Genomic DNA, 24,983 nt, shown 5'->3' on the forward strand with positions numbered 1-24,983 from the left:
CATCATAAACGACTGTCAATTATCGTATCATTGACAGCATAAAATATGGACATTCACCCGCCAACCATTCACCCGCTAACGACGTAAAAATCAATGACGACTGCCATGACTAACTTAATTACCCCAAGCACCATTGCCCCAAACACAAGCGCCCCAAGTACAAGTACCCCAAACACAAGCCCACACTCGCACCCCACTCACTCACGCCCCATTGCGTTACAGTTAGATGATATCCATAAAAGTTATGGCTCACTTGAAGTATTAAAAGGCGTGTCGCTGACCGCTTATGACGGTGATGTGATTTCGATTTTAGGTTCGTCGGGTTCAGGCAAATCTACCTTATTACGGTGTATCAATCTGCTTGAAAACCCATCGCAAGGCAAAATTCACCTAGGCAATGAAGAGTTGATACTAAAGCCAAGCAAATCAGGTGATTTACAAGCCGCCAACAGCAAACAGTTAGATGCTTTTCGTGCCAAAGTGGGCTTTGTGTTCCAAAACTTTAACCTTTGGCCGCACAAAACCATCTTGCAAAACATCATCGAAGGGCCAACTCAAGTCCTTAAAGTCCCCAAAGAGCAAGCCATTAACCAAGCCAAAACCCTGCTGGATAAAGTTGGGCTATTAGACAAACAAGATGCTTACCCTGGTAATTTATCAGGTGGTCAACGTCAACGGGTGGCAATTGCCCGTGCGTTGGCGATGCAACCTCAAGTGTTGTTGTTCGATGAACCGACTTCAGCACTTGACCCTGAGCTGGTTAATGAAGTGCTGGCGGTGATGCGTGAGCTGGCAGAAGAAGGGCGTACCATGTTGATTGTGACTCATGAGATGCGTTTTGCCCGTGAAGTGTCTAGCCAAGTGGTGTTTTTACACAAAGGGCGCATCGAGGAGATGGGGACACCACAAGAAGTTTTTGACAACCCAAAATCAGTGAGAGTACAAGAGTTTATGGCTTCGCATAGCTAACATTCGGCTATGCTAACCATAACGATTTATCATATAAAAGCGTTTGTTTTTAAGCCCTTGCTCAGTTATCATTCGCCTATTTTTTATGGATAATGACATCATATTGACATATGAATTAAGTCAGGGCAAAAAATGATGAATGTAGAAACTGTATCAACAAAAATCGCCAACGGTCTCAAACTTACTAACAGGCTTAAACTTGCCACATTGGCACTGATGAGCGTCATCGCACTCAGTGCTTGTGATGATGCAAGTCATGCCAACCCCACCAAACATACCGATAACAACAGCACAGATGTCAATACCAACCCCCCCACAGGCGTAACCATTCGCATCGCCACTGAAGGGGCATACCCTCCGTTTAACCATACCAATGCAGATGGCAGTTTGGGCGGTTTTGATGTTGATGTTGCCAACGCCATGTGCCAACAAATGCAGGCAAATTGCGACATTGTCGCTCAAGATTGGGACGGTCTTATCCCAGGACTATTGGCAAAAAAATACGATGCCATCATCGCAGGCATGTCTGTTACCCCTGAACGCCAACAACGACTAGACTTTACACAGCCTTATTTTGCCAATACCATGGTATGGATGGCTGCCAAAGATAAGGGGTTTGATGTCAATAACATCAATGGCTTTAATTTAGGTGGTCAACGCTCCACAACGCCGGGGGCATATTTGCTTGAGCATTATGATGGCAAAAATGGCAACCAAGTCAATCTTTATGATTCGTATGAAAATGCTTATCTGGACTTGGCATCAGGCCGCAGTGATGCCGTGCTTGCTGAAAAAGTCTCAGCACAAACATGGCTTAAAGACAATGCTCACTTCACAATCGTGGGTGATGAAATTGATAACAATGACAACATCGCTGTTGCTGTGCGTCAAGCAGATGCTTTAAAAGAAAAATTTAATAAAGCATTGACGGAACTTAAAAACAATGGCAAATTAGCACAACTTGAGCAGCAACATTTTGCTCAATGATTTGCTTACTTGCAGTCTGGCGTATGTTGCTATACGATAACAGCATCACATAAATGGTTTAACAATGAATAGGGAAATTTTATGACAAATTTATCTGGCGTATTGTCTCACAAAGCCTTCACACTGACAGCTTGCTTGGCAGGCTTGGTATTGGTTGGTTGTAACAACAGTCAAAACACCGCCACAGACACCACCAGCACGGACACCCCTGCTGGTGGTGATACCCAAGGTGAGGTTATCGGCGATGTTATCAAAGTGGCAACCGAGTCTAGCTATCCTCCCTTTAGCTATATAGATGCCAGTGGTAAAGAAGTGGGATTTGAGATTGACTTAATAAATGCACTATGTACCGAGATGAAGGCCACTTGTGAGATTCGCTCACAAGATTGGGACGCTTTAATCCCTGGGTTAAAATCTAAAAAGTTCGATGTTGCCATTGCTGGCATGTCCATTACCCCAGAGCGTTTGGAAGTGGTTGATTTTACCAATCCATACTTTGAAGCTGGCATTATTCTTATCAGCAAAGTGGGCAGTGGGATTACGTTAGATAATTTAGATGGTAAGGCAGTTGGGGCTCAGCGTTCTACCGTGTCATCTCAATATTTGGCGGATAAATATCCCAAGGCAGACATTCAATTATACGATACCCAAGAAAATGGCTTTATTGACATGACCAATGGTCGTTTGCATGCCATGCTTGTTGATCAAATCATTGGAATAAACTGGTTAGGCACAGAAGCAGCATCGGACTATGAGCAGGTTGGTGAAATCATCTCCACAGGTAATGACTCCATGGGCATTGCCGTGCGTAAGGGTGATCCGCTTAAAGGCAAGTTTGACATGGCATTAGATGCCATTCGTGCCAATGGAACGTATGACCGCATTAATAACGAATATTTTGGTGAGGCAGGTGCTGTGCCTACTCAATAATTTATAAATTTACATCAGATGCCGTTTGACTTTAGTGCAAATTGCAAATGGTGTGAATCCTTTTTTTGTTAGATATAAGGAAATGTCTATGTCAAAATCCATACTAAAGCCAATATCCAGTGCCTTTTTATTGAACTGGTCAATGAAAGGTAAATCCGTGGCGTTGTTGACAACTGTTTTATTTGGCTTAGGCTTAACTGCTTGTTCGCCTAAAGACAATGCAAGCACAGGCGACGTTGCTGGCTCAACAAATGATGCTGCTGTGTTACGCATCGCCACCGAAGGGTCATATGCCCCCTTTAACTTTACCAATGCTGACGGCAGTTTGGGCGGATTTGACATCGACATTGCCAATGCCCTGTGTGATGAAATGCAGGTTAAATGTGACATCTCTGCCCAAGATTGGGAAGGCATCATTCCAAGTTTAAAAACAAAAAAATATGATGCCATTGTTGCTGCCATGTCGGTAACTCCAGACAGACAACAACAGGTGGATTTTACCCAGCCGTATTACACCAATAGCTTGGTGTTTTTGGCAAAAAAAGACAGTCATTTTAACCCTAATGATGCCAATGACATTGCCAATACCGAAATTGCTGCTCAGCGTTCAACCATTTCATCGCAGTGGTTAGAGCAGAAACACCCCAATGCCAAAAGTCGCTTATATGATACCTTAAACAACGCCTTTATTGACTTAGGTAATGAGCGGGTTGGGGCGATGGTGTCAGATAAATTGCCTGCTTTGGATTGGTTGGCATCACCAAGTGCTGATGATTTTGAGCTTAAAGGTGGGGATATTGACATCAACGATCAAATGGCAATCGCTGTCCGCCAAGGGGATAATGAATTAAAGGATAAATTCAATGCTGCCCTTGCTGCCATTAAAGCCAATGGTAAATACGATGACATCGTTGCCAAAAACTTCCCGAAACTGGCAGAACATAACACGCACAGTGCCAATACACATGATGCCAATACACACAGTATTGAAGCTGAAGCAAACCCATCGGATTAAATGGCTGCCAAACCAACAGAGCCAGTAAGCAACTAAATTAAGCAATGAAAACAAGCAGCGAAAGTCAATACTGAGCTTGAATGACTGAGCCTGAATGTTTTTTTGGTCAGATTGTTCATTGCACAAAAAATCCCTACTTACATTAAGTGGGGATTTTTTGTGATAATAAGCAGATGGTTAATCGTCCCAAGCATCACGATTAGCTTCATGACGCAATTTTTTAAAGTCATTTGGGTCAAAGGTAGGGTGCTTACCCAATTTTAACTGTCGTTCATAATCTTTTAACACCCTAAAGGCAACAGGTGATAGCCAAACGATGGCAACCAAGTTGATTAATGCCATTAACCCCATGGATAAATCCGCAAAGTTCCATACGGCTTGTAGGTTGGCGATTGAGCCGATGAATATCATCGCCAATACTGCCACTCGCAATATCATCACTGCCACTTTAGCAACCTTAGGTCCTGCAATAAACTCAATGTTGGACTCACCATAGCTGTAGTTGGCAATGATGGTCGTGAATGAAAAGAAGAAAATGGCAACCGCAATAAAGTATACTCCCAAATTACCCACATACTGAGATAATGCCAATTGAGTGAGTTGAATGCCTTCTTGCTCGACATTGGGGTCAACCACGCCAGACAAAATGATGATGGAAGCGGTGGCGGTACAGATGACAAGCGTGTCTATAAACACACCAAGCATCTGCATAAAGCCTTGTGTGGCAGGGTGATTGGGATAAGTCTGAGCGGTGGCGGCAGCATTGGGGGCAGAGCCCATACCTGCTTCGTTAGAGAACAGTCCACGCTTGATGCCATTCATCATCGCTTGGGCGATGGTATAGCCCAATGCCCCACCTGCTGCCTGTTCAAGACCAAAAGCAGATTTAAAAATCAAAGTAATGGCTGATGGCAGTTGGGGTAGGTTGGTGATGATTACAAATACGGCTAATAGTAAGTATAAAATTGCCATCACAGGCACAATCTTACCAGCCACCCTTGCCACTGACCTCATGCCACCAAACACCACAGGGGCAGTTAACAGCACCAGCCCAATGCCAGTTACCCAAGTGGGGATATGAAAGGCTTCGTTGACTGCTTGGGCGATGGTATTGGCTTGTACACCATTAAAAGCCAGACCAAAAGCAGCCAACAAACTCAACGCAAACAAAATTGCCAACCAACGCTGACCAAGTCCTTTTTCGATATAATAAGCAGGGCCACCTCGATAGATGTTATCGGTGTGTGGTACTTTATAGGCCTGAGCCAATGCCGATTCCACAAAGCTTGTGGACATGCCAACCAAAGCGGTAATCCACATCCAAAAAATCGCTCCAGGTCCACCCAAATAAATGGCGATGGCAACACCCGCTAAGTTACCTGTGCCGACCCGTGAGGCCAGTGAAGTCATCAAGGCTTCAAATGAGCTGATGCCACCTGCACGCGCACCGTGGTTGGATATTTTGAGCAGTTGCCACATATGCCCAAAGTGGCGAATTTGCATAAAACGGGTGGCGACGGTGAAATACAGTCCCACCCCAATCAATAAATAAATGAGTAAGTAGCCCCAAATAATGCCATTACCCCAATCGACAAAAGCATGAAACCAGTCAAACATGGTCATTCCCTAATATTTTAAGACAGATGATGTTTTAAGATGGCTGAATCAATCAAAGGTCTTTATGCACATGCCTTAAAATGCACAATGACACATTAGGGTGCCTAATAGAGAATGGCTAAAGACGCATGGTTGCAAATATTAACATAAAATGTGAGTGTCAGGCGTTATTTGTGTATTTATTTACTTATGTTGCGATATATTAACTTTATTGCGACATATTAAAGTTATTTTGCTGGTTGTTGGTAAATACACACATGGGTGATAAAAAATGGGTGATAAAAAATATTTTGCCAGTGCATATGTTTCCACTGGCTTTTTTTGTGCATAATGGGCTAAAAGCAAGACATCAGAGACAAGACATCAAAGACATGGTAATAGAGTAACAGACAAGTCAATGCCCATGATTCGGTATGGACTTATCAGGAAACTTGGCTGAATTTTGTTATTTTTATTTTTACAAAATTTCACAGTGTGCTAAACTCATGTCTTATTTTACAAATTTGTATGGGCAAATTGTCATCTGTGACTTGACCAGTCTTAGGGAGGTTAATGATACAGGTAAGCAAAAATAAGCCTTATGCACTTTCCATGACTGCCACAGAAGAGAACGATTGTGTTTGATTTACAAGGATTTGGGCATTTATTATTTAACGGAGCATGGGTCACCATCAAGTTGGCATTGACCAGCCTCGCCATTGGTATGGTGCTGGGTTTACTCGGAGCGGCAGGTAAACGTTCAAATATTTGGCTGTTTCGCCAGTTTGCTAATTTGTACACCACGGTGATGCGTGGCATTCCTGAACTGCTGTTGGTGTTGTTTTTATATTTTGGCGGTCAGATGATTTTGACGGCTATCCTAGAGTCATTGGGTCATCATGACTATGTTGAGCTCAGTGCGTTTTGGGCTGGGGTGTTGGCGTTGTCGGTGGCATTTGGAGCGTATGCCACCGAAGTGTTGCGTATGGCAATCCAAGAGTTGGATAAAGGACAATGGGAAGCTGCCAAAGCAGTGGGCATGCGTCCTTCGCAAACGTTTTGGCGGATTATTTTGCCACAGGTATGGAAGTTGGCTTTACCTGGTTTGGGTAATTTGTTTTTGGTACTGATAAAAGACACAGCACTGGTATCAGTGGTTGGGCTAAAGGACATCATGTATCAAGCTTCTCGGGCGGCTCAATCCACTCAGCAGGCGTTTACTTTTTATATGGCAGCGGCATTGATTTATTTGGTCTTAACGGTGATTGTTACGGCGGTGATGATGTGGCTTGAATGGCGAGCCAATCCTGCCAAACGTTATCGTTATAGACAAAAACGGCTACAACGTCACTTAAAAAACAAAAATAACCAGCAAGCACAGGCATAGGAGACAGCGATGCAGTGGGATTGGAACGTCATCATCAATTCGATGCCAAAGCTACTAGAAGGTCTGATTATCACAGTTGAGCTGATGACCATTTCTGTGTTGTTGGGGCTTTTTTTTGGTTTGATATTGGCATTGCTTAGGGTGCATCATAGCCTTTGGGTAAAAACTTTACCATTTTTGTATATCTTCTTTTTTCGTGGCACACCACTGTTGGTACAGCTGTTTTTGATTTATTATGGCTTATCACAGTTTGAGTTTGTTACCAATTCGGTTTTGTGGGATTCGGTGTTGAAACAACCCTACTGGTGTGCCATTATTGCGTTTACCTTAAACACCAGTGCCTATGTGGCAGAGATTATCCGTGGGGCGATAGAGTCCATTCCTGACGGGGAATTAGAAGCGGCAGATGCCATTGGCATGTCACCCATGCAAAAGTTGACTCGAATCACCATTCCACGAGCGTTTGGCATCATGTTGCCAGCTTATAGCAATGAAGTGATTTTTATGCTAAAAGGCAGTTCGCTTGCCATGACCATTGCTTTGATGGACATCACAGGTGTGGCTAAGACCATTTCTGCTCGTACTTATACGGTGTTTGAGATGTATTTTGCTGCTGGGATATTGTATTTGATATTGTCATGGATAATTTTGTTTGGCTTTCGCTTGCTTGAGAAGCGTTTTAATAGGCATCATCATTATGTGCCTCCTGATGTGGCAACCAATACCATACCAAAAATTTGAACCAATTTTCTATCAGTTTTCTTCCGTCAACCCCATGTTGGCGGTTTTTTTGTCAAGGCACTTATCATCATTAAGACATTCATCATCAACCATCATAAAAGGACCATGCCATGAATGACATTCCAGACAGCAATCAACCTGCCAATATTGGCAAAGTGGTGTGTGTGGGGCGTAACTATGTCGCCCATGCCCAAGAGTTGGGTAATGATGTGCCTGACACGCCGATGTTATTTATCAAACCTGCATCTACCGTGCAATATTTGTCAGATGATGGGCGGATTAATGCTGTGTTTGATGATGTGCCGAGGCAACGCTCATATGCTGTGCATTATGAAACTGAATTGTGTGTACAGATGGCTCAAGATGTGTACCATGCTGATGTGAAGCAGGTGTGTGATGGCTTACAAAATGGTTTGCTTGCTGGCGTGACGGTGGGTTTGGATTTGACCTTACGTGAGTTGCAAACTGAGTTAAAGGCAATAGGATATCCGTGGGAGCGTGCTAAATGCTTTATGGGCTCGTGCGTGTTGGGTGATTGGTTGCCTATGGGTTTGGGTGAATGCACAGATGACTTTAGTCAACTGACATATCAGCTTTGGATTGATGATGTGCTGACACAGCAAGGTAATCCATCATTGATGATATTTGACTTGCCTAGACTTATCAGTGATGCCAGTCATGCGTTTGGTCTGCAATCAGGTGATGTGCTGATGACAGGCACACCGAGTGGGGTGGGGGTGTTGAAAAAAGGACAACGGTTAAAAATGGTGTTGCAAGATGAATCATATTTTGCTGATGTGGTTTAGTGTCATGTTTAAGTTTGATTGATTTAAATTTGATTGATTTAAGCTTTAATAACCAAGGTTGTTTATGTCGCTAATATCCATTGCTCATATCACTGCCATTGAGTGTGTTGCTCAGTATATTTTGTCAGAGTGTCATGAACATGTCACAAATTCGCTCTCTACCAACAGCGAACTGATTGAAAAACTGCTCAATGCAGGCCTGCCTGCCACACAACCAGCCATATTAACGGCAGACAGCCAGAGTGCTGGTCGGGGTCAGCATGGCAGAAGCTGGCAATCACCCAAAGGCAATCTGTATTTTTCTTTTTACCACCCATTAACCACCGCAAAAGCAACCTTTAGTGCCAACATTTTATCGCTCACTGCTCCCATCACAGGTCTGTTATCACTGTGTGTCGGACAGCAGTTGGCAAACATGTCCATCATTCGCCAACTCAATAGACACCGCCTATCACAAAGCTTACCTAACATTGGGGTAAAATGGGTGAATGACGTGGGATTTTATCATGTTGTCAAAAGCCATCAACCCAACAATATGCACACGTCATCACACTTTGATAAGGTGTTGCCATGTCATCAATCACCATGTCATCAATTACAGTTTTACAAATTAGCAGGCATTTTGATTGAGCCAGTACAGCGGGCAGGAAAACGCTTAGGTGTGGTCATCGGAATTGGCATCAATGTGCAAAACCCTCCAACGCTGACTTCAGCTCAGCAAGAAAACATGGGGCATCAAGCAGTAGGGTTAAATTCGTTGATTGACATGTGCAACCTGCCTAACTGTTTACCAGTCAGTCCGCAAGATTTGTACCGTCCTGTGTTAATGGCGTGTCTCAATGCCTTACTCATTCATGACCAATTAATATGTGAATCTAAAGTAGGTGAACCTCAAGATGGGGGGGGATATTCTGATGAATTTTTGCGTGAATTTGCCAAGGTTGATGTGCTGGCAGGCAAGCGGATAAAGGTACGTTCAGACCGTTTGAACCACTTTAATGGTGATAGCGCCAATGATGATAACACCATGCTGACAGGTCGGGCAATTGGCATTGACCGTCATGGGCGTTTGCAGGTGGCAGATGGTGGCGGTAAGATACACGCCTTATTGACAGGTAGTATTCCAAACGCATTTGCTTGTGATGACAGCAGATAAGGAAAAAACACATGGCAAAACTTTGGCTGGATTTGGGCAACACCCGTTTAAAATATTGGTTGGTAGATGATGTTGGGCAAATCATTGAAGCCGATGCCAAGGAGCATCTGCTTGCCCCTGCTGAGTTGCTTATGGGTTTGACTGACCGTATCGAGCGGTATGCCCCTGAGTTCATTGGTGTGTCTTCGGTGCTTGGTGATGCCATCAATGCCAATGTGGCTGATACGTTAACTGGGCTTAGCATGCCTTTTGAATTTGTGCAGGTGCAGTCCAATCATCGGTTATTGGTCAGTCGTTATGACGCTAACCAATTGGGTGTTGACCGTTGGCTACAGATGTTGGGGGCGGTGGATTGCCGTCGTCGACAGTGCATTGTGGGTTGTGGTACGGCATTGACCATTGATTTGATTGATCATGCTGAGCATTTGGGTGGTTATATTTTTCCCAATTTATATCTACAGCGTGATGCTCTGTTTTCAGGCACAAGACAAATCAGCTCTTTGCTTGGGCAGTTTGACAGCATTCACGTTGGAGTTACCACATCTGAGGCGGTGCATCGTGGTGTCTTGCTATCAGTGGTGGGTGCGGTCAATGAGATACATCGCCGTCATACCAACTATGAACTGATCATCACAGGGGGTGATGCGTCATTGATTAGCCCACATCTGAACCAAACGGCACACGTCCGTCATGATTTGTTGTTAAATGGGTTAATGCGGTTTTTTGGCTGAATTATTTGATGGTTGCGGTTGCCACCACGTTTTGCTGATTGTCGATTTGTTCAAGTTTTAGACCGTCCATGTCATCGCTGACACTTTGCCAATGACCCCTACCATTGGGTGTGCCTGTGGCGATGATAGAAATGCTTTTGTTTTTTAGGCGTATCATCGGTGATTTGTGTTGATAGCCTGCGTGTTCATTGCCCAAGATGTCATCAGCGATGGTGGTCGCTTGCATTCTTAAAGGGGCAACATACCGACAAGCCACCCCACCGATGGACATACAATCACCAATGGCATAAATATCCGCCATGCTGGTTTGTAGGGTGGTTTCATCAACCACAATGCCTGTGCGTGGGTGATACTCAAGCCCTGAGCTGGCGATAAACTGGGAATCTACTTTTAGACCTGTGCTGACAATGACATGGTCAACTTGTAAGCTGACCATTTTTGTTGTATCACTTGTATGGCTGTCAAAGGGAATGAGCGTCAGCTGATAGGCTAAGTTGTTGTCATTGGCTTGGGTGATGTTACTGACCTGTTGCCCTAGCCATAGCGTAATACCACTTTTGCGTAACGCATCAGCAAGGCGAGTGGTGGCCATGGGTGGCAACAAACTGGCAAGTGGGGCTGGGTGTGTGTCAATCAAATTGACATGATGACCTGCGTTGTTTAGGTCTTCTGCCATTTCACAACCAACCATGCCCGCACCGATGATGGCAATGTGACTGGTGCCTTGACTTAAAGCGGTTTGCAACGCATCGAAGCAATCAAGGTGATTGACATGCCATAGATTCTGTTGAATGTCTTTATCAAATTTTGCAAAGTTAGGCGGTAAGGCAACCGAAGCGCCTGTGGCAATCACCAATTTATCATAGGCCAACGTGGTGTGGTGTTTTTCATCATGTTTTTGTGAACGTTTGGATAAGTTTGATTGTGAAGATGCTTGATTCAGCAAGCTTAACCGATGTTCTTTGGCATCAATGGCGGTAACCCATGTGTGCGTCATTAAGGTAATGCCTAAAGTTGCCGCCGCCTCTGTGCCTGTGTTACGTATCAGCTGTTTACGAGTTTTATTTTGGCTAATGGCAGTAGACAGCATGGGCTTATGGTAACGGTCTGCCGTATCTGCGGTGATGAGCGTAATGCCAATCTCTTTATCTTTGGCTCGAATGGCATCAACCACGCTCCAACCTGCCAACCCTGCACCAATGATGACGATGTGGTTTTGATGATTATTGGGTTTGCCGTCATATTGGTTGTTAGGTTGATGGTTTGCTGATGGTGTGTTGGCAGGTTTTGTGGTGTTCAAATCATTGGCTTGCATAAAGTGTCCCATTTTTTGTCTGCTGTCATTATGTGCTGATGGTGGTGTTGATTGTAGCAAAATTGTCAGAAAAAAAGTGGCTTTATCCGATGGGTTGGTGATAAAAACCACATTGCAATTTGTGTCAATGCCCCATATTAAAATGAAATGAAATAAAGTAAAATGAATACTCAGATGACTGCCAAACCCACAATACCCACAATATGAACAATCCGCAATGCCAGCAATACCAACAATGCCAATAGAGACAATTCATGCCCAATAAAAACCATCACCAAACCCCCATTCAACGCCCCATTTATGACATGACTGATTTGCGTCAACGTTTTTTTATTCAAAACTCGCCCGTGCGTGGTGATGTGGTGCGGTTAAAGTCCAGTTTTGCCAGCATCATTGCCCAAAAAGATTATCCAGAAGCCATAAAAAGGTTGCTTGGTGAGATGCTTTGTGCCACAAGCCTATTGATTGGCACATTAAAGATAAACGGTCGCTTGTCCATTCAACTGCAATCATCTGATGATAACAGCTTACTTAACTGGGCAATGGCAGAATGTGACCATCAAGGGCATGTACGTGGATTGGCAAGCTGGCAATCGCACACCACCGAACAACAACAAGCATGGAAAAATAAAATCAGTGCCAACGATGCGTTTGCCGAGTTAGGAGAGCAGGGCAAAGGGGTACTGTTTATTAACATTCATTCCGAAAAAGGTGATGTTTATCAAGGCATTGTTGAACGTAACCATGACAATCTGGCAGATTGTTTGGCACATTACCAACATCAATCTGCCCAAATTCCAACACTCATCTGCCTAAGCTGTGATGGCTTGCAGGCAGGGGGTATTTTGGTGCAGATGTTGCCATTAAATGAACAAGAACGACTGACAGCAGAGCTTGGCAATGATGATGACCTATGGTCAAGACTGTCTATTTTAACTGGCACAATTAAAGATGATGAATTGACCAAATTAGCTGCCAATGAAATTTTGTATCGCTTGTACAATGAAGAAGATTTGGTCATGCCAAATCCTGTGCCATTGAGTTTTGCGTGTACTTGCTCTTATGACAAATGTGAAGCGGGCATTTTGCAAATTGGTGAACAAGAGGCACAAGCCATCTGCCAACAACAAGGTGTGATTACCATGGATTGTGGCTTTTGTGGGGCAGTGTATCAGTTTGACAAAGACGATGTGTCAGCACTGTTTGCTTAAAATGTATTTGCTTAATTAAAATGTGCTGACATGATTGACCAATTCATTTAAACAAGCCAAATAAACCAAACAAACCAAAAGGTAACATGATGAACACAACAATGATAAAAAAGACAACCAACGCATTGGGATTATCAATGGGCATGTTGTTGACAATCGGTTTAACCGCTTGTGGCGTGTTGCAACAAACAAGCCAAGCACATACAACAGATGTGCAAATCAGTAAAGACCCTGCTCAAGCGGTGGTATTGCCACTCAATGATGCCAAACTGCAACACCATGTGTGGCAACTGAATTCTGTTACCGACAGCAAAGGCAGTCCCATCTTGCCAGAGCTAAGCAATCACCCACAAGGGGCATTACAACTTAAATTTACCGCAGATAAACAACTACAATTTTTAAATACTTGTAATCAAATGTCTGCTGCTTATATACTGACCAATCATGACATTGAGCTAAGCCCCATCATATCTACTCGCATGGCGTGCGATGAACAAGGATCAGCGTTTGATGTTGCTGCCACCAAAGTGGTACAAGGACAGTTTAAGCTGACACTCAATCAGCTTAAACAACCCATCTTAACCGTATATGGTGATGGACTGACAGCCATTTTTTATCCTGTGAGTCACTAACGGCAAACCCTTATCAAACAACAGTTTACCCTTACCAAAAAATAAAGAATAAAAAAATCATATTTTGATGAGATAACTTATCATGACATAACCCATCATTCATGACATAACCCATGATGGGCGCTGTTTTAGTAGTATGGAATGGTCATTTTCACATCAAAGTACATCAAAGTACATTCAAGTGAATCAAGGAATCGAGTTATGAACAGCCAACAAATTTTAACACGTCTAAAACAGCGTTATCCCCATCAGCCTGAATTTCTTCAAGCAGTGGTTGAATTTTTAGAAGACATTGAAACAATTTATGACAATAATCAAACGTATCAAGCAGTGTCTTTGTTGGAGCGATTGACTGAGCCTGATCGCATCATTGAGTTTCGAGTAAACTGGGAAGATGACAACGGCAATCTACAAGTGAACCGTGGCTGGCGTGTGCAGTTTAACAATGCTTTAGGTCCTTATAAGGGGGGATTACGGTTTCACCCAAGTGTCAATGTGTCAGTGTTGAAATTTTTGGGTTTTGAGCAGATTTTTAAAAATGCTTTGACAAACTTGCCCATGGGTGGGGCAAAAGGTGGCTCAGACTTTGACCCAAAAGGCAAATCTAACAGTGAAATCCGCCGTTTTTGTTATGCGTTTATGCGTGAGCTTATGCCATATATCGGAGCAGATATTGACGTACCAGCAGGCGATATTGGTGTTGGTGGGCGTGAAGTTAATTATATGTTTGCCATGTACAAAAACATCACCCGTCAGTTCACAGGGGTGTTAACAGGCAAAGGTGTGGGACATGGAGGCAGTCTGATTCGTACCGAAGCGACTGGCTATGGGTTGGTGTATTTTTTACAAAATATGTTAAAAGCCAACAACGACAGCATGAATGGTAAAATGGTGTTGGTGTCAGGGGCTGGCAATGTGGCAACTTATGCTGCCAAAAAAGTGCTTGAGCTGGGGGGCAAAGTCATTACATTATCTGATTCTGTTGGCACATTGTACGACCCAAATGGGTTAACTCAAGAAAAAATTGATTGGGTGATTGAGTGCAAAGCTCAACGCAAACCTCTAAAAGACTATGTGGCAAAATTTGGTGGTGAGTGGCTAGAAGGGCAACGCCCTTGGCACATTAAAGCGGACATCGCTTTACCTTGTGCCACCCAAAACGAAATTAATGGTGATGATGCCAATAATATGGTGGTCAATGGTGTGCAATATGTGGCAGAAGGGGCAAATATGCCAAGCAACATGAATGCCATTGCCATCTTCCAGCAAAATAATATCTACTATGCCCCTGGTAAAGCATCTAATGCTGGTGGTGTTGCGGTGTCTGGTCTTGAGATGTCTCAAAACTCAGCTCGCCAATACGCCAGCTTTGATGAGCTGGATACTCAGTTGCAACGCATCATGAAAAATATTCATGATGCTTGTGTGGCGTATGGTAAAACTGATACAGGTGGCATTGACTATAAAAAAGGGGCAAATATTGCAGGATTTACCAAAGTAGCAACCGCCATGGTCAATTATGGCGTGTTGTGATTTAGGTCTGTGACTTATGTTGTCATCTGATGTTGTTGTTTGGTTTATCGCTGGTTAATCACGCATATCAATAGCAATATTTTTTGGCTTAATTGTTTGTAAAGCACCTCCCTTTCTTATCAGAGAAAGGGAGGTAAGGCATAGACAACAATTAATAAAAGTCAATGTTTGGCAACTCGATACACCGCCACGTCTGCCAACAGATTTGGGGACTTTTTGATGAATTTATCAATGAGTTGCCACTGCCCAAAAGCAGAATCAGTGACTGCCACATGGTCTAAAATAATCAGATCATTATCATGGCATAGGTTTTCAAAGTCTTTAAAAGTGCAAAGATGGATATTTGGTGTATCATACCACGCATGGGGCAGGGCTTCTGACATGGGCATCATGCCTTTGATGCCCAAAAAAAAGCGGTTTTGCCAATAGGCAAAGTTCGGAAAGGTAACGATGACTTGTTTACCAACCCTGACCATATCAAGGAGTAGCTGGTCAGGCTTTTTTACCGCTTGTAATGCCCTTGCCATTACCACTGTATCAAAACTGGCATCACTAAAGTTTGCCAGCCCATCATTTAAGTCTTGCTCAATGATGTTCAGTCCCTTAGCAATGCCAGCGGTCATCGATGTTTGGTCAAGCTCAATGCCCAAACCAATGATACGGCGAGTTGTTTTAAGATGGTGTAATAACGCACCATCACCACAGCCCAAATCCAGCACACGGCTGTTAGGTTCTATCCATTGCTCAACAAGTTGGTGGTCAATACGCATAAAATACCTATATCGATTTGATGGAAATTTTTTCTAAGGTTTCTATGGTTAAGTCTTTGCAAGAAAAGACCTTCTCTGTCTTTTGTAAGTAGTCAAACTGTTGATAAACTTCATCAGCCACGAATAGATAAATGTCATGATTGACAATGCTTTTAACTTTTTCTTCAGTTAGGTCTGTGCCCAATGTTATTTCTATCATTACGTCAATGGGGGTCATTTGAGCGGTTTTGATAAATTGTTTGTATCGTTCTCGCAAGGTACGTTTTGCACCAATGCCAAAGGTTTTGCTATTTAATTCAAAAAATAAGTCAAATTCAGTAGATTTATCAACTTTATCATGGATTTTTTTGATATGGTTTTCATTAATACCTTGACTTATCAAAACTGAGAGTATCCGCTTTTCATAATCTGCACCACTATCACTGGTAATAGATTGATTGATACTTTCATTGAATAACAGCATAAAAATTTGATTGGGTTCAATACCAATTTTGATTAGTTGTTGGGCTTGTATTGCCAAGTTTTTGGTAAAAATATCTGTTTCTTTTGAAAATCCTGTATTTAATTTTTCAAAAAATATTAAAGCCAGTAATGCCCCATTAACACGGGTTTTATAGGGGTTTAAGACAGTTATTTTATCGTATTCTAAGGATAAGGGGTTGACATTTTTTAGAGTTTCTATGCTGTGAGCTTGCTTGATTTTAGCTTCTTGCAACAATAAATCTTTCACCAAAATCAGTTTAATGCTAAAAATAAATACGTCTAAGTCATTTTTATCTTGGATTTCAATAAAAATATCAGTTAAATAAGCAATTTGCTTTTGTCCTTTTTTGGTAGTCGTTGAAAACTGTTGTAAGACAGTTTCTTTAAATTGATTGAGTGTTTCGTTGGTTGAGAATATTTGATGGTATTCAATCAACTTTAAAATTTGATTGTCTGTTAAGTTGGCTTTTACCAAATATTTTAAGAAAAAATAGAACTTTGTATTAATGTCTAATTTATTGGTTTCAATGTTAATTTTTGGTAAGTTCATTGAAAACTTCCTTGTAAATTTCATTTGCCAACGCACGAATAACTGGCACAGCCACACTATTACCAAATTGTTTATAGGCTTGCACATCACTGACTGGAATAATAAAACTGTCAGGAAAACCTTGTAGTCTGCCAGCTTCTCTTGGAGTGAGTTTGCGTGGATTTTTATCTGTTTGTTCAATCAGAATTTCTGAGCCATCTTTATAGTATCTGGCACTGATTGTACTGGTATGACCAGATTGGGCATTAAACATAGAGTAGCCAAAACCATTGCCCTTTTTTTTGTGTTCAAGTTTTCGACGTTGATGCCCTGCCCATAATTTATCAGAAATGGTATATTTATCATCAACTTGATGTTGTAAAATATCGCCAACTTTTGATATTTTTTTTATTTTTTTTAATTCATCAAAATCAATGTTTGCATCTTGGTTAAATTCATTTAAAATGGCAATGATATAAATGCGTTCACGATTTTGGGGAACGCCAAAATTTTTGGCATTTAATATATCAGCATAAACACGATACCCCAAATTTTCTAATGTCTGCTTGACTACTTTGAATGTATTGCCTTTATCATGGTTTTTAAAACCTTTGACATTTTCCAGAAACAATAATTTTGGGCGATGATATTTGGCAATACGAGCTACATCAAAAAATAATGTGCCACGAGTATCATCAAATCCTTTGCGATGCCCTGCAACGCTAAATGCTTGACAAGGAAATCCTGCCAAAATAATGTCGTGTGGGGGAATGTCTTTGGCATCAATCTGGGTAATGTCGCCATGTGGCTGTTCGCCATAGTTGGCGTGATAAGTTTGTCCAGCAAATTTATCAAGCTCCGATGCAAAAACAAATTCAATTTTATCCTTAAACACTTGCTCAAAGCCCAAACGAATACCACCCACACCTGCAAATAAATCAATCGCTTTAAGCTTATGATAAGATGAGTGGTTTATTATGGAGGGATTAATGTCTGTTTGATTAAAAAAATTTAATTGAATTTGGTTCAACCCATGACTCCCTTGTGATGACAACATTAAAATTAATATGATTAAAGCTGATGTGGTGATGCGATTGTCAATGTGTCAGATTTGCCTCTAAAAAACCTTTAACAGCTTGGTGATAGGTGGGGATATCAAATAAAAATGAGTCGTGTCCATATGGCGCATCAATATTAATATAGCTGACAGGTTTTTGGGCTTTGATTAACGCATTGACAATTTCACGGCTACGCTCTGGGGTAAATCGCCAATCGGTTGTGAATGAGACCAATAAAAATTGACATTGGGTATTTGCTAAGAGATGACTTAATTTTTCAAGGTCATTTTTTTGTGTGTCAGCATCATGATGACCATCATCATGAAGATTGTTGGCATCATCAAAATTGAGTGTCTGATTGGTTGGGTCAAAATAATCCAATGCTTTGGTCATGAGTAAATAAGTATTGGCATCGAAGTTTTCGCTAAAGCGTTCGCCTTGATGGCGTAAGTAGCTCTCGACTTGAAATTCCACGTCAAAACCGTATAAAAACTTGCCTGATTTTAATTCTCGACCAAATTTATGTCGCATGGCTTCATCGGTTAAATAGGTGATGTGTCCAACCATGCGTGCCAATATCAAGCCACGTTTGGGATAAGTGCCTGCTTCAAGATAACGACCTTGATGAAAGTCTGGGTCAGATAAAATAGACTGACGAGCCACTTCGTTAAAGGCGATATTTTGTGCCGATAATTTGGGTGTGCTGGCGATGATGACACAGCGACGCAATCTATCAGGATAATCAATCGACCATTGTAGTGCTTGCATGCCACCCATTGAGCCACCCACCACCGCATGCCATACTTCAATACCCAAGCGGTCAGCAAGTAGGGCTTGAGTTGTCACCCAATCTTTAATGGTGATGAGTGGAAAATCTGGACCATAGGGTTTAGGGTTGCCTTGGTCATCGAGATTATCAGGGTTTGGGCTGATAGGTCCTGTTGAACCATAGCAACTGCCAATGTTGTTTAAACACACCACAAAATATCGTTGGGTATCTACCGCTTTATTAGGGCCTATGAAATTATCCCACCAACCTGCTTTTTTATCATCAGTGCTGTGAAATCCTGCAGCATGATGACTGCCTGACAGAGCATGGCAAATCAAAATGGCATTGGATTTATCCGCATTGAGTGTGCCATAGGTCTCAACCACCAAGTCATAAGCGGGTAACACCCGACCACATACTAAGGTCAATGGCATGTCAAAATGATAAGTAATGGGCTTAACAAGCCCTACCGAGTTTTTGGGAAAAAATGGCGGTTTGGTCTTAGTGTTGGTGGCATTGAGCGTATCAGTGGCATTGGCAGTGTTGGTCATAGGACTGGATAATCAGACAAATGGCGGAAAAAATGCGTAAAACACAATGGGTCATGATACCATAACCCGCTTCAAATCCCTATTGAAAGCGTTTGTTTTAGCCGTAAAAATTTGTTTTAGACTGTCAAAGTTTTAATAAAATGTTAGGGCGTGCCCCTAATTTAAAACACCAAGTTTTCATGGGCTAAAAATGCCAAAATCTGGCAAAACTGCGTTAAATTGTTTGACAATATTCCAATATTATCTGCACAATTTGCCTTGTTGGCTTACGATTTTATCTATTTTTAGCCACATTATCCAAATAGGGACACGCCCTAATCAAGAACAAAAAAATTTTTGGCAAAGGCACAAACAACAAATCACATAAAAGCATGATTAAGAGAGAATTATGAAACCACACCACCGCCCTACGATTGCCGTGATATTGGTCAATCTAGGCACACCAGATGCGCCCACTGTTCCTGCTGTGCGTCGCTATTTGCGTCAGTTTTTATCGGATACTAGGGTGGTTGAGATACCGCCTTTGTTGTGGGCAATCATATTAAACTTATTTGTTTTACCGATACGCTCTAAGCGAGTGGCACAGGCTTATGCCAGTATTTGGGACGGTGATTCACCCATTCGTCGAATTTTGTTTCAGCAGGCATCTGCCTTACAACAGCGGTTTGATGAACAAGCAGAGCGGTTACCGTTTAAGGTACAAGTGTGTGCTGCCATGACCTATGGTAATCCTGCTTTGTCTCAGGTATTGGACGAACTGAGTGAGCAAGGGGTTGAACAAATGGTGATATTGCCATTATATCCACAATATTCGGCATCAACCACAGGGGCGGTGTTTGATGGTGTTGCTCGTTGGGGCATGGGTAAGCGTCATCTGCCAGCCATCAGTTTTGTGAAAGACTATTTTGCCCACCCAAACTATATCCAAGCGTTAGCAGACAGCGTGCGTCGCTATCAAGCTGAGCATGGCAAAGCAGATAAATTGCTCATGAGTTTTCATGGTATCCCTAAAGTTAATGAAGACAAAGGCGACCCTTATACAAAACAATGTCGCTATGTGGCGCACAAATTGGCCCAGGCGTTACAGTTATCAGAAGAAGAATGGTTATGTGCCTTTCAATCACGTTTTGGTAAGCAGGAATGGGTCAAGCCTTATACCGATGTGGTGTTGACTGAATGGGGACAGCATGGCGTGGCATCGGTGCAAATCATCAGTCCTGCATTTTCATCAGATTGCTTAGAGACATTAGAAGAGCTGGTGGTCGAAAATCGCCATACTTTTTTGCATGCTGGCGGTCAAAGCTATGGTTATATCCCTGCACTGAATGCTGACCAAGCTCACATTGATTTATTGGTAGAGCTGACCATGCCTCATGTGTCTGCTTGGCAACAGACACTAACAGGGTGGGGTGGTTGCCTTAATTCTTAGTCAATATTATTTAAATAATAACTTAAATAATACTTAGCTTTATGATGGTGTTTGATGGCTGTGCTTGATTGCATCATCATCAGCGATATCATGAATGGTGGGATAATCTTTATCGTCTAAGCTGTTTTCTACCAGCACTTCTTCGGCTCGTTGTTCGTCCATGTTCTGGCGGTGTATGGGGGTGAGACCTTGTTCATCTTGTTCGGTACTGAAATGTTGGGTCATAAAAATGTCCTTTATTTGTGGTAAATACGGTTTGTGGTAAATGTCAATTAAATACAGTGGTGAAATGTTTGTATCAAAATACAATCATACAATACCATAAATCATACAATGCCATAAACCCCCCATCAATACCAGCCATTGGGCGTGTCATTCTTGTGTGGCAAATGTTAATTAATAAATAAGCTTTCTTGCTATCGGCTGGCAAACCTGCCATTGATGACACGCACCATCGGCGACGGTATGATGTCCGCCAGCTGATACAACAGATGGCTGGTCAAACCAATGGGATAATGCACTTTGTTGATGTCTTGATTGGGAATGGTGGACAGTTGTGCCAGTTTTTTTGCCACGTCATCTGCCGTTAGCTGTAAGCCCAGACGGTCGATGCTGGTAACGGTGATGCCATCGGTTAAGTCAGTCTTGACCCATAAAGGCATGACGTCAATCACCTTAATGCCTTTAGGTTCGTATTCCAGATTGAGAGCTTCTGTCAAACCACGCACAAAAAACTTACTGGCAGAGTAAGGGGCAATCTCAGGTTGACCATAGATTGCAGATGCCGATGATAAATTGATGATTTTGGAATAAGGGCTTGGTGATGTTTGTAGCAGTTTGCCGACTTTGTGACAGCCAATCATCACGCCTTTGCAGTTGATGTCGATTAAGCTGAGCTGTTGCGTCAGTTTGGTGTCAGGTAAGTCGCCTGAAACGATGACTCCTGCGTTATTTATCAAAACGTGTATGTTACCAAAGGATTGTAAGGTTGTGGCAAGGGCATTATCCCAGTCATTTGGGTTGGTTACGTCCATTGTGCCTGTGATAAGGGCGTGTTTTTTGTTGAGTTTGGCAAAGGTTTTGTCTTTTGATATGGTGGCGAGGCTGTCTGTGTCTATGTCAAACAAGGCAAGGCGGTGTCCTTTTTTTGCTAAGCGTTTGGCGGTTGCCAAGCCGATACCTTTAGATGCCCCTGTGATGAGTATGGTGAGTGTGGTCATGGAGGTGTCCTTAATTGATTTTGATGGATTGATTTTAATCAAAAGTATCAAAATTGTGGGTGGCATTTTAACAGCCGTTTATTTTAATTGTTTAATTTAGCAGTAATCTTTGAATGTCTAAGATGCCAAATGGATGGCATAACATGCCTGATTCACTGACCAAAATAGGAATGGATTGAGCCAGTTGTTCTGGTTGAACATGTTGGTTATGCTTGTGCTTGTTATTTAAACCGTTATCTAAACTGTCATCTGGGTCGTTATTTAAGTGGTTGCTTGATACGTTGTTTGGATTGGCAAGTTGGCTGGGTAAATCAACACTCAATAAATCAACAATGTCTATTTGTTGATAAGTAAACACAATGACTTTTTGACACAGCTGAAGTTGTGCTTGGGCAAGCTCACAAAGATGACAATGGGACGTGCCAATGAGCCAAATGTTTGGCGGTATGACTGATAAATTGGCTGTGTTTTTTAGATGTTGATTTAATAATTGAATTAACAGACGGTGATTCATGATGATAAATGATGGTAATGATGACAATAGAAAAATAAAAAACCCAAACATAAAAAACCCATTAAGAAAATACTTAATGGGCAGAATGTTGTCAATAAAAACCTAACTGTGTAATCCTTTATCCTGTGTGGCATCTATCGTTACTTGGGCAGGTTTTATGGGCTTGGGGGAACTGACTAAAGCCACTTTTAGTACTTCGTCAATGCTGGAAATAGGCTGAATGGTCAGACCGTCTTTGACATTATCAGGGATATCTGCCAAATCTCGTTCATTGGATTCAGGTATCAGCACATGCTTGATGCCACCACGGTGTGCTGCCAGTAATTTTTCTTTTAGACCACCGATACGCAGTACCTTTCCACGCAAAGTAACTTCACCTGTCATGGCGATGTCATGGCGAATGGCGATGCCTGTCATTGCTGATACTAAGGCGGTGGTCAAAGCAATGCCTGCTGATGGTCCGTCTTTGGGAGTTGCCCCTTCTGGCATATGCACATGAATGTCAGTATTTTTAAAGGTGTCATAACTTACCCCCAGCAGTTCGCCACGAGACCGCACCACGCTCATGGCAGCACGTATGGACTCTTTCATCACATCGCCTAAGGAGCCAGTAAAGGTAAGCTCACCTTTGCCTGACATGGTGATGGCTTCGATGGTCAACAGCTCACCACCCACTTGCGTCCATGCAAGCCCTGTAACTCGTCCGATTTCAGCGTCTTGTTCTGCCAGACCATAATCAAATTTATGCACGCCCAAATACTCATTGATGTTGTCGTCAGTAACACGCACCAGTTTAGATGCTTGCTCTTCGTTCGGCGTTTTGGTTGGCTTTTTGCTGGGTTTTTTACCAGCTTTGCCGTATTTTTCCACCATTTCACGCACCACCTTACGGCTGATTTTATTAATCTCACGTTCTAGGTTACGCACGCCTGCTTCTCTGGTATAACGTCGTACGATGCTGTGTAAGGCTTCACCAGTGATGTCCAATTCATCGTCTTTTAGTCCATTGTCTTTGATGGCTTTGGGAAGTAAATATTTTTCAGCAATGTTGACTTTTTCTTCTTCGGTGTAGCCAGGTAAACGAATGACTTCCATACGGTCAAGCAGAGCAGGCGGAATATCCATGCTGTTGGCGGTACAGATGAACATGACTTGTGATAAGTCCAAATCTAAATCCAAATAATGGTCGTTAAAATTGTGATTTTGTGATGGATCTAGCACTTCTAGCAGGGCAGACGCTGGGTCTCCACGGAAGTCTTGAGCCATTTTGTCGATTTCATCAAGCAAAAACAGTGGATTTTTAACGGCTACTTTTGCTAAAGACTGGACGATTTTACCGGGCATTGCACCGATATAGGTACGGCGATGTCCACGGATTTCAGCTTCATCTCGCACACCGCCCAACGCCATACGCACAAACTTCCGCCCTGTGGCTCGAGCGATGGATTCACCCAGTGATGTTTTACCCACCCCAGGAGGGCCCACCAAGCAAAGGATAGGTCCTTTGAGTTTTTTTACTCGTGATTGTACTGCCAGATATTCTAAGATACGGTCTTTGACATCATCTAGCCCATAGTGGTCAGTGTCCAGCACGTCTTGGGCTTTGTCCAAATTGATGCTGACCTTACTGGCGGTATTCCAAGGGGTGTCTAATATCCATTCAAGATAGTTACGCACCACTGAAGACTCACTGGACGCTGGTGGCATCATTTTGAGCTTTTTAAATTCTTGTTCGGCTTTTTTACGCACGTCGTCAGGTAAGTCGGCTTCTTTTAAGCGAGTTTCTAATTCTTCTAAGTCATCTTCTGCGTCAAATGTTCCATCATTATTTAAGTCAGACAATTCACTTTTAATGGCTTTTATTTTCTCGTTTAGATAGTATTCACGTTGGTTGTTTTCCATTTGCCGACGCACGGCTTCTTGAATGTCTTGTTCGATGTTTTGTTCGGCGCTTTGTTTGATTAAATATTCGGTTAAGGTGTTGATGTGGTCGGTTAAGTCATCATGCTCTAAGAACATTTGTTTATCACTGAGGTCCATTGCCACCCGAGTGGAGATGAAATACATCAGCTCAAGCAAATTATTGATGCGTTCGGCAACTCGAATAAGCTCTCGAGAGTTTCTAAGCCTTGCTTCAGCATAGCTGGCAAATAAGCCCACCAAAGCTTGTTTGGTGTTGCTACTTTGATTGCTGTTCATGGTCATGCTGATGTCTTGGCGTTCAAAGTCCGCCATCAACACATGACCATGGTCATACATGGCATCGATACGAGCCCTAAATTGTCCTTCTATCAACACTTTGATGCAGTTATCATCGCTGTCATGAGGCATGGTATTGACGATGCGACACACAGTACCATATTGATATAAGTTATCTTGGTCAATCTCTTCAGACAAAGAGTCTTTTTGTGCCACCACCAATATTTGTCCGTCATACTCGGCTTGAGCCAGCTCAATCGCCTTGACTGATGGGGCTCGCCCAACAAATAAAGCAATCTGCATGTGTGGATACACCACCACATCACGCAGTGCCAATAACGGAAGATGGGTGGGGGGATTTTTTTGTTGGCCATCGTCATAGTCATCAGCCAACTTTTGGTCATGGTCAAATGGAATGTCAGTCATAAAGGTGTTCTCTTGTTTGTGAGTCA

At 42.5% G+C, this 24,983-nt stretch carries 23 protein-coding genes; 13 read left to right on the plus strand and 10 right to left on the minus strand.

Annotated elements, in window-relative coordinates; all coding sequences use genetic code 11:
• Positions 1-105: 105 nt before the first annotated feature.
• The 4 genes from WDM69_RS01555 (at position 106) to WDM69_RS01570 (ending at position 3,901) form a co-directional block, all read left to right on the plus strand.
• A complete protein-coding gene (locus WDM69_RS01555) occupies positions 106-969 on the plus strand; it encodes an ABC transporter ATP-binding protein (protein ID WP_078307406.1) in 864 nt (287 codons plus the stop codon).
• Between the two features lie 216 nt (positions 970-1,185).
• A complete protein-coding gene (locus tag WDM69_RS01560; RefSeq protein ID WP_143823310.1) occupies positions 1,186-1,956 on the plus strand; it encodes a transporter substrate-binding domain-containing protein in 771 nt (256 codons plus the stop codon).
• Positions 1,957-2,037: 81 nt separating this feature from the next.
• Positions 2,038-2,886 carry a transporter substrate-binding domain-containing protein gene (locus tag WDM69_RS01565; protein ID WP_078307410.1) on the plus strand — a complete coding sequence of 283 codons (849 nt, stop codon included), beginning with the start codon at positions 2,038-2,040 and terminating at the stop codon, positions 2,884-2,886.
• Positions 2,887-3,028: 142 nt separating this feature from the next.
• Positions 3,029-3,901 (plus strand): ABC transporter substrate-binding protein, encoded by an 873-nt coding sequence (locus WDM69_RS01570; RefSeq protein WP_338755844.1) that lies wholly within the window; start codon positions 3,029-3,031, stop codon positions 3,899-3,901.
• Positions 3,902-4,078: 177 nt separating this feature from the next.
• On the opposite strand, the gene WDM69_RS01575 is transcribed toward WDM69_RS01570, so the two are convergent.
• Positions 4,079-5,518, minus strand: coding sequence for an alanine/glycine:cation symporter family protein (locus WDM69_RS01575; protein ID WP_143823303.1), 1,440 nt, complete (start codon positions 5,516-5,518; stop codon positions 4,079-4,081).
• A gap of 616 nt (positions 5,519-6,134) precedes the next feature.
• Here WDM69_RS01575 and WDM69_RS01580 point away from each other — a divergent pair.
• The 5 genes from WDM69_RS01580 (at position 6,135) to WDM69_RS01600 (ending at position 10,318) form a co-directional block, all read left to right on the plus strand.
• Positions 6,135-6,884 carry an ABC transporter permease gene (locus WDM69_RS01580; RefSeq protein WP_078307414.1) on the plus strand — a complete coding sequence of 250 codons (750 nt, stop codon included), beginning with the start codon at positions 6,135-6,137 and terminating at the stop codon, positions 6,882-6,884.
• 9 nt (positions 6,885-6,893) lie between these two features.
• The gene (locus WDM69_RS01585; protein WP_078307416.1) at positions 6,894-7,625 is read left to right on the plus strand and encodes an ABC transporter permease; all 732 of its coding nucleotides are present in this window, start codon (positions 6,894-6,896) and stop codon (positions 7,623-7,625) included.
• A 110-nt stretch (positions 7,626-7,735) separates the two neighbouring features.
• Positions 7,736-8,431, plus strand: coding sequence for a fumarylacetoacetate hydrolase family protein (locus tag WDM69_RS01590; RefSeq protein ID WP_078307418.1), 696 nt, complete (start codon positions 7,736-7,738; stop codon positions 8,429-8,431).
• A 64-nt stretch (positions 8,432-8,495) separates the two neighbouring features.
• Positions 8,496-9,587 (plus strand): biotin--[acetyl-CoA-carboxylase] ligase, encoded by a 1,092-nt coding sequence (locus WDM69_RS01595; RefSeq protein WP_338755537.1) that lies wholly within the window; start codon positions 8,496-8,498, stop codon positions 9,585-9,587.
• 11 nt (positions 9,588-9,598) lie between these two features.
• On the plus strand, positions 9,599-10,318 hold the full coding sequence (locus WDM69_RS01600; RefSeq protein WP_338755538.1) for a pantothenate kinase: 720 nt from the start codon (positions 9,599-9,601) through the stop codon (positions 10,316-10,318).
• 1 nt (position 10,319) lies between these two features.
• Here WDM69_RS01600 and WDM69_RS01605 read toward each other — a convergent pair whose 3' ends face one another.
• Positions 10,320-11,633: an NAD(P)/FAD-dependent oxidoreductase gene (locus WDM69_RS01605; RefSeq protein ID WP_078307581.1), complete on the minus strand. Its 1,314-nt coding sequence runs from the start codon at positions 11,631-11,633 to the stop codon at positions 10,320-10,322.
• Positions 11,634-11,887: 254 nt separating this feature from the next.
• Here WDM69_RS01605 and WDM69_RS01610 point away from each other — a divergent pair, with 254 nt between their 5' ends.
• The 3 genes from WDM69_RS01610 to gdhA all read left to right on the plus strand — a co-directional run bounded on the left by WDM69_RS01610 (position 11,888) and on the right by gdhA (position 15,009).
• Positions 11,888-12,844 (plus strand): Hsp33 family molecular chaperone HslO, encoded by a 957-nt coding sequence (locus WDM69_RS01610; protein WP_078307423.1) that lies wholly within the window; start codon positions 11,888-11,890, stop codon positions 12,842-12,844.
• An 86-nt stretch (positions 12,845-12,930) separates the two neighbouring features.
• A complete protein-coding gene (locus WDM69_RS01615) occupies positions 12,931-13,476 on the plus strand; it encodes an META domain-containing protein (protein WP_338755539.1) in 546 nt (181 codons plus the stop codon).
• 201 nt (positions 13,477-13,677) lie between these two features.
• On the plus strand, positions 13,678-15,009 hold the full coding sequence (gene gdhA, locus WDM69_RS01620) for an NADP-specific glutamate dehydrogenase (RefSeq protein WP_338755540.1): 1,332 nt from the start codon (positions 13,678-13,680) through the stop codon (positions 15,007-15,009).
• 161 nt (positions 15,010-15,170) lie between these two features.
• Here the strand turns inward: gdhA and metW are convergent, their stop codons facing one another.
• The 4 genes from metW to metX all read right to left on the minus strand — a co-directional run bounded on the left by metW (position 15,171) and on the right by metX (position 19,052).
• On the minus strand, positions 15,171-15,779 hold the full coding sequence (gene metW / locus WDM69_RS01625; RefSeq protein ID WP_078307429.1) for a methionine biosynthesis protein MetW: 609 nt from the start codon (positions 15,777-15,779) through the stop codon (positions 15,171-15,173).
• A 7-nt stretch (positions 15,780-15,786) separates the two neighbouring features.
• A complete protein-coding gene (locus tag WDM69_RS01630; protein WP_338755541.1) occupies positions 15,787-16,812 on the minus strand; it encodes a hypothetical protein in 1,026 nt (341 codons plus the stop codon).
• On the minus strand, positions 16,793-17,821 hold the full coding sequence (locus tag WDM69_RS01635; protein ID WP_338755542.1) for a DNA cytosine methyltransferase: 1,029 nt from the start codon (positions 17,819-17,821) through the stop codon (positions 16,793-16,795). Before WDM69_RS01635 ends, WDM69_RS01630 begins: the two co-directional genes overlap by 20 nt.
• A gap of 67 nt (positions 17,822-17,888) precedes the next feature.
• Complete coding sequence (metX, locus tag WDM69_RS01640; RefSeq protein WP_338755845.1) at positions 17,889-19,052, minus strand: homoserine O-acetyltransferase MetX; 1,164 nt, start codon at positions 19,050-19,052, stop codon at positions 17,889-17,891.
• Positions 19,053-19,557: 505 nt separating this feature from the next.
• Between metX and hemH the strand changes: the two genes are divergently transcribed.
• Positions 19,558-20,598, plus strand: a complete 1,041-nt coding sequence (gene hemH, locus WDM69_RS01645) for a ferrochelatase (protein WP_338755543.1) — start codon at positions 19,558-19,560, stop codon at positions 20,596-20,598.
• Positions 20,599-20,637: 39 nt separating this feature from the next.
• Here the strand turns inward: hemH and WDM69_RS01650 are convergent, their stop codons facing one another.
• The 4 genes from WDM69_RS01650 to lon form a co-directional block, all read right to left on the minus strand.
• Complete coding sequence (locus WDM69_RS01650) at positions 20,638-20,823, minus strand: hypothetical protein (RefSeq protein WP_338755544.1); 186 nt, start codon at positions 20,821-20,823, stop codon at positions 20,638-20,640.
• A gap of 191 nt (positions 20,824-21,014) precedes the next feature.
• Complete coding sequence (locus tag WDM69_RS01655) at positions 21,015-21,818, minus strand: SDR family NAD(P)-dependent oxidoreductase (RefSeq protein ID WP_338755545.1); 804 nt, start codon at positions 21,816-21,818, stop codon at positions 21,015-21,017.
• Between the two features lie 91 nt (positions 21,819-21,909).
• Positions 21,910-22,332 carry a hypothetical protein gene (locus WDM69_RS01660; protein WP_338755546.1) on the minus strand — a complete coding sequence of 141 codons (423 nt, stop codon included), beginning with the start codon at positions 22,330-22,332 and terminating at the stop codon, positions 21,910-21,912.
• A gap of 102 nt (positions 22,333-22,434) precedes the next feature.
• Complete coding sequence (gene lon / locus WDM69_RS01665) at positions 22,435-24,957, minus strand: endopeptidase La (protein WP_422393266.1); 2,523 nt, start codon at positions 24,955-24,957, stop codon at positions 22,435-22,437.
• Between the last annotated feature and the right edge of the window lie 26 nt (positions 24,958-24,983).

Source organism: Lwoffella lincolnii (genome assembly GCF_037201985.1).
GTDB lineage: Bacteria > Pseudomonadota > Gammaproteobacteria > Pseudomonadales > Moraxellaceae > Psychrobacter > Psychrobacter lincolnii.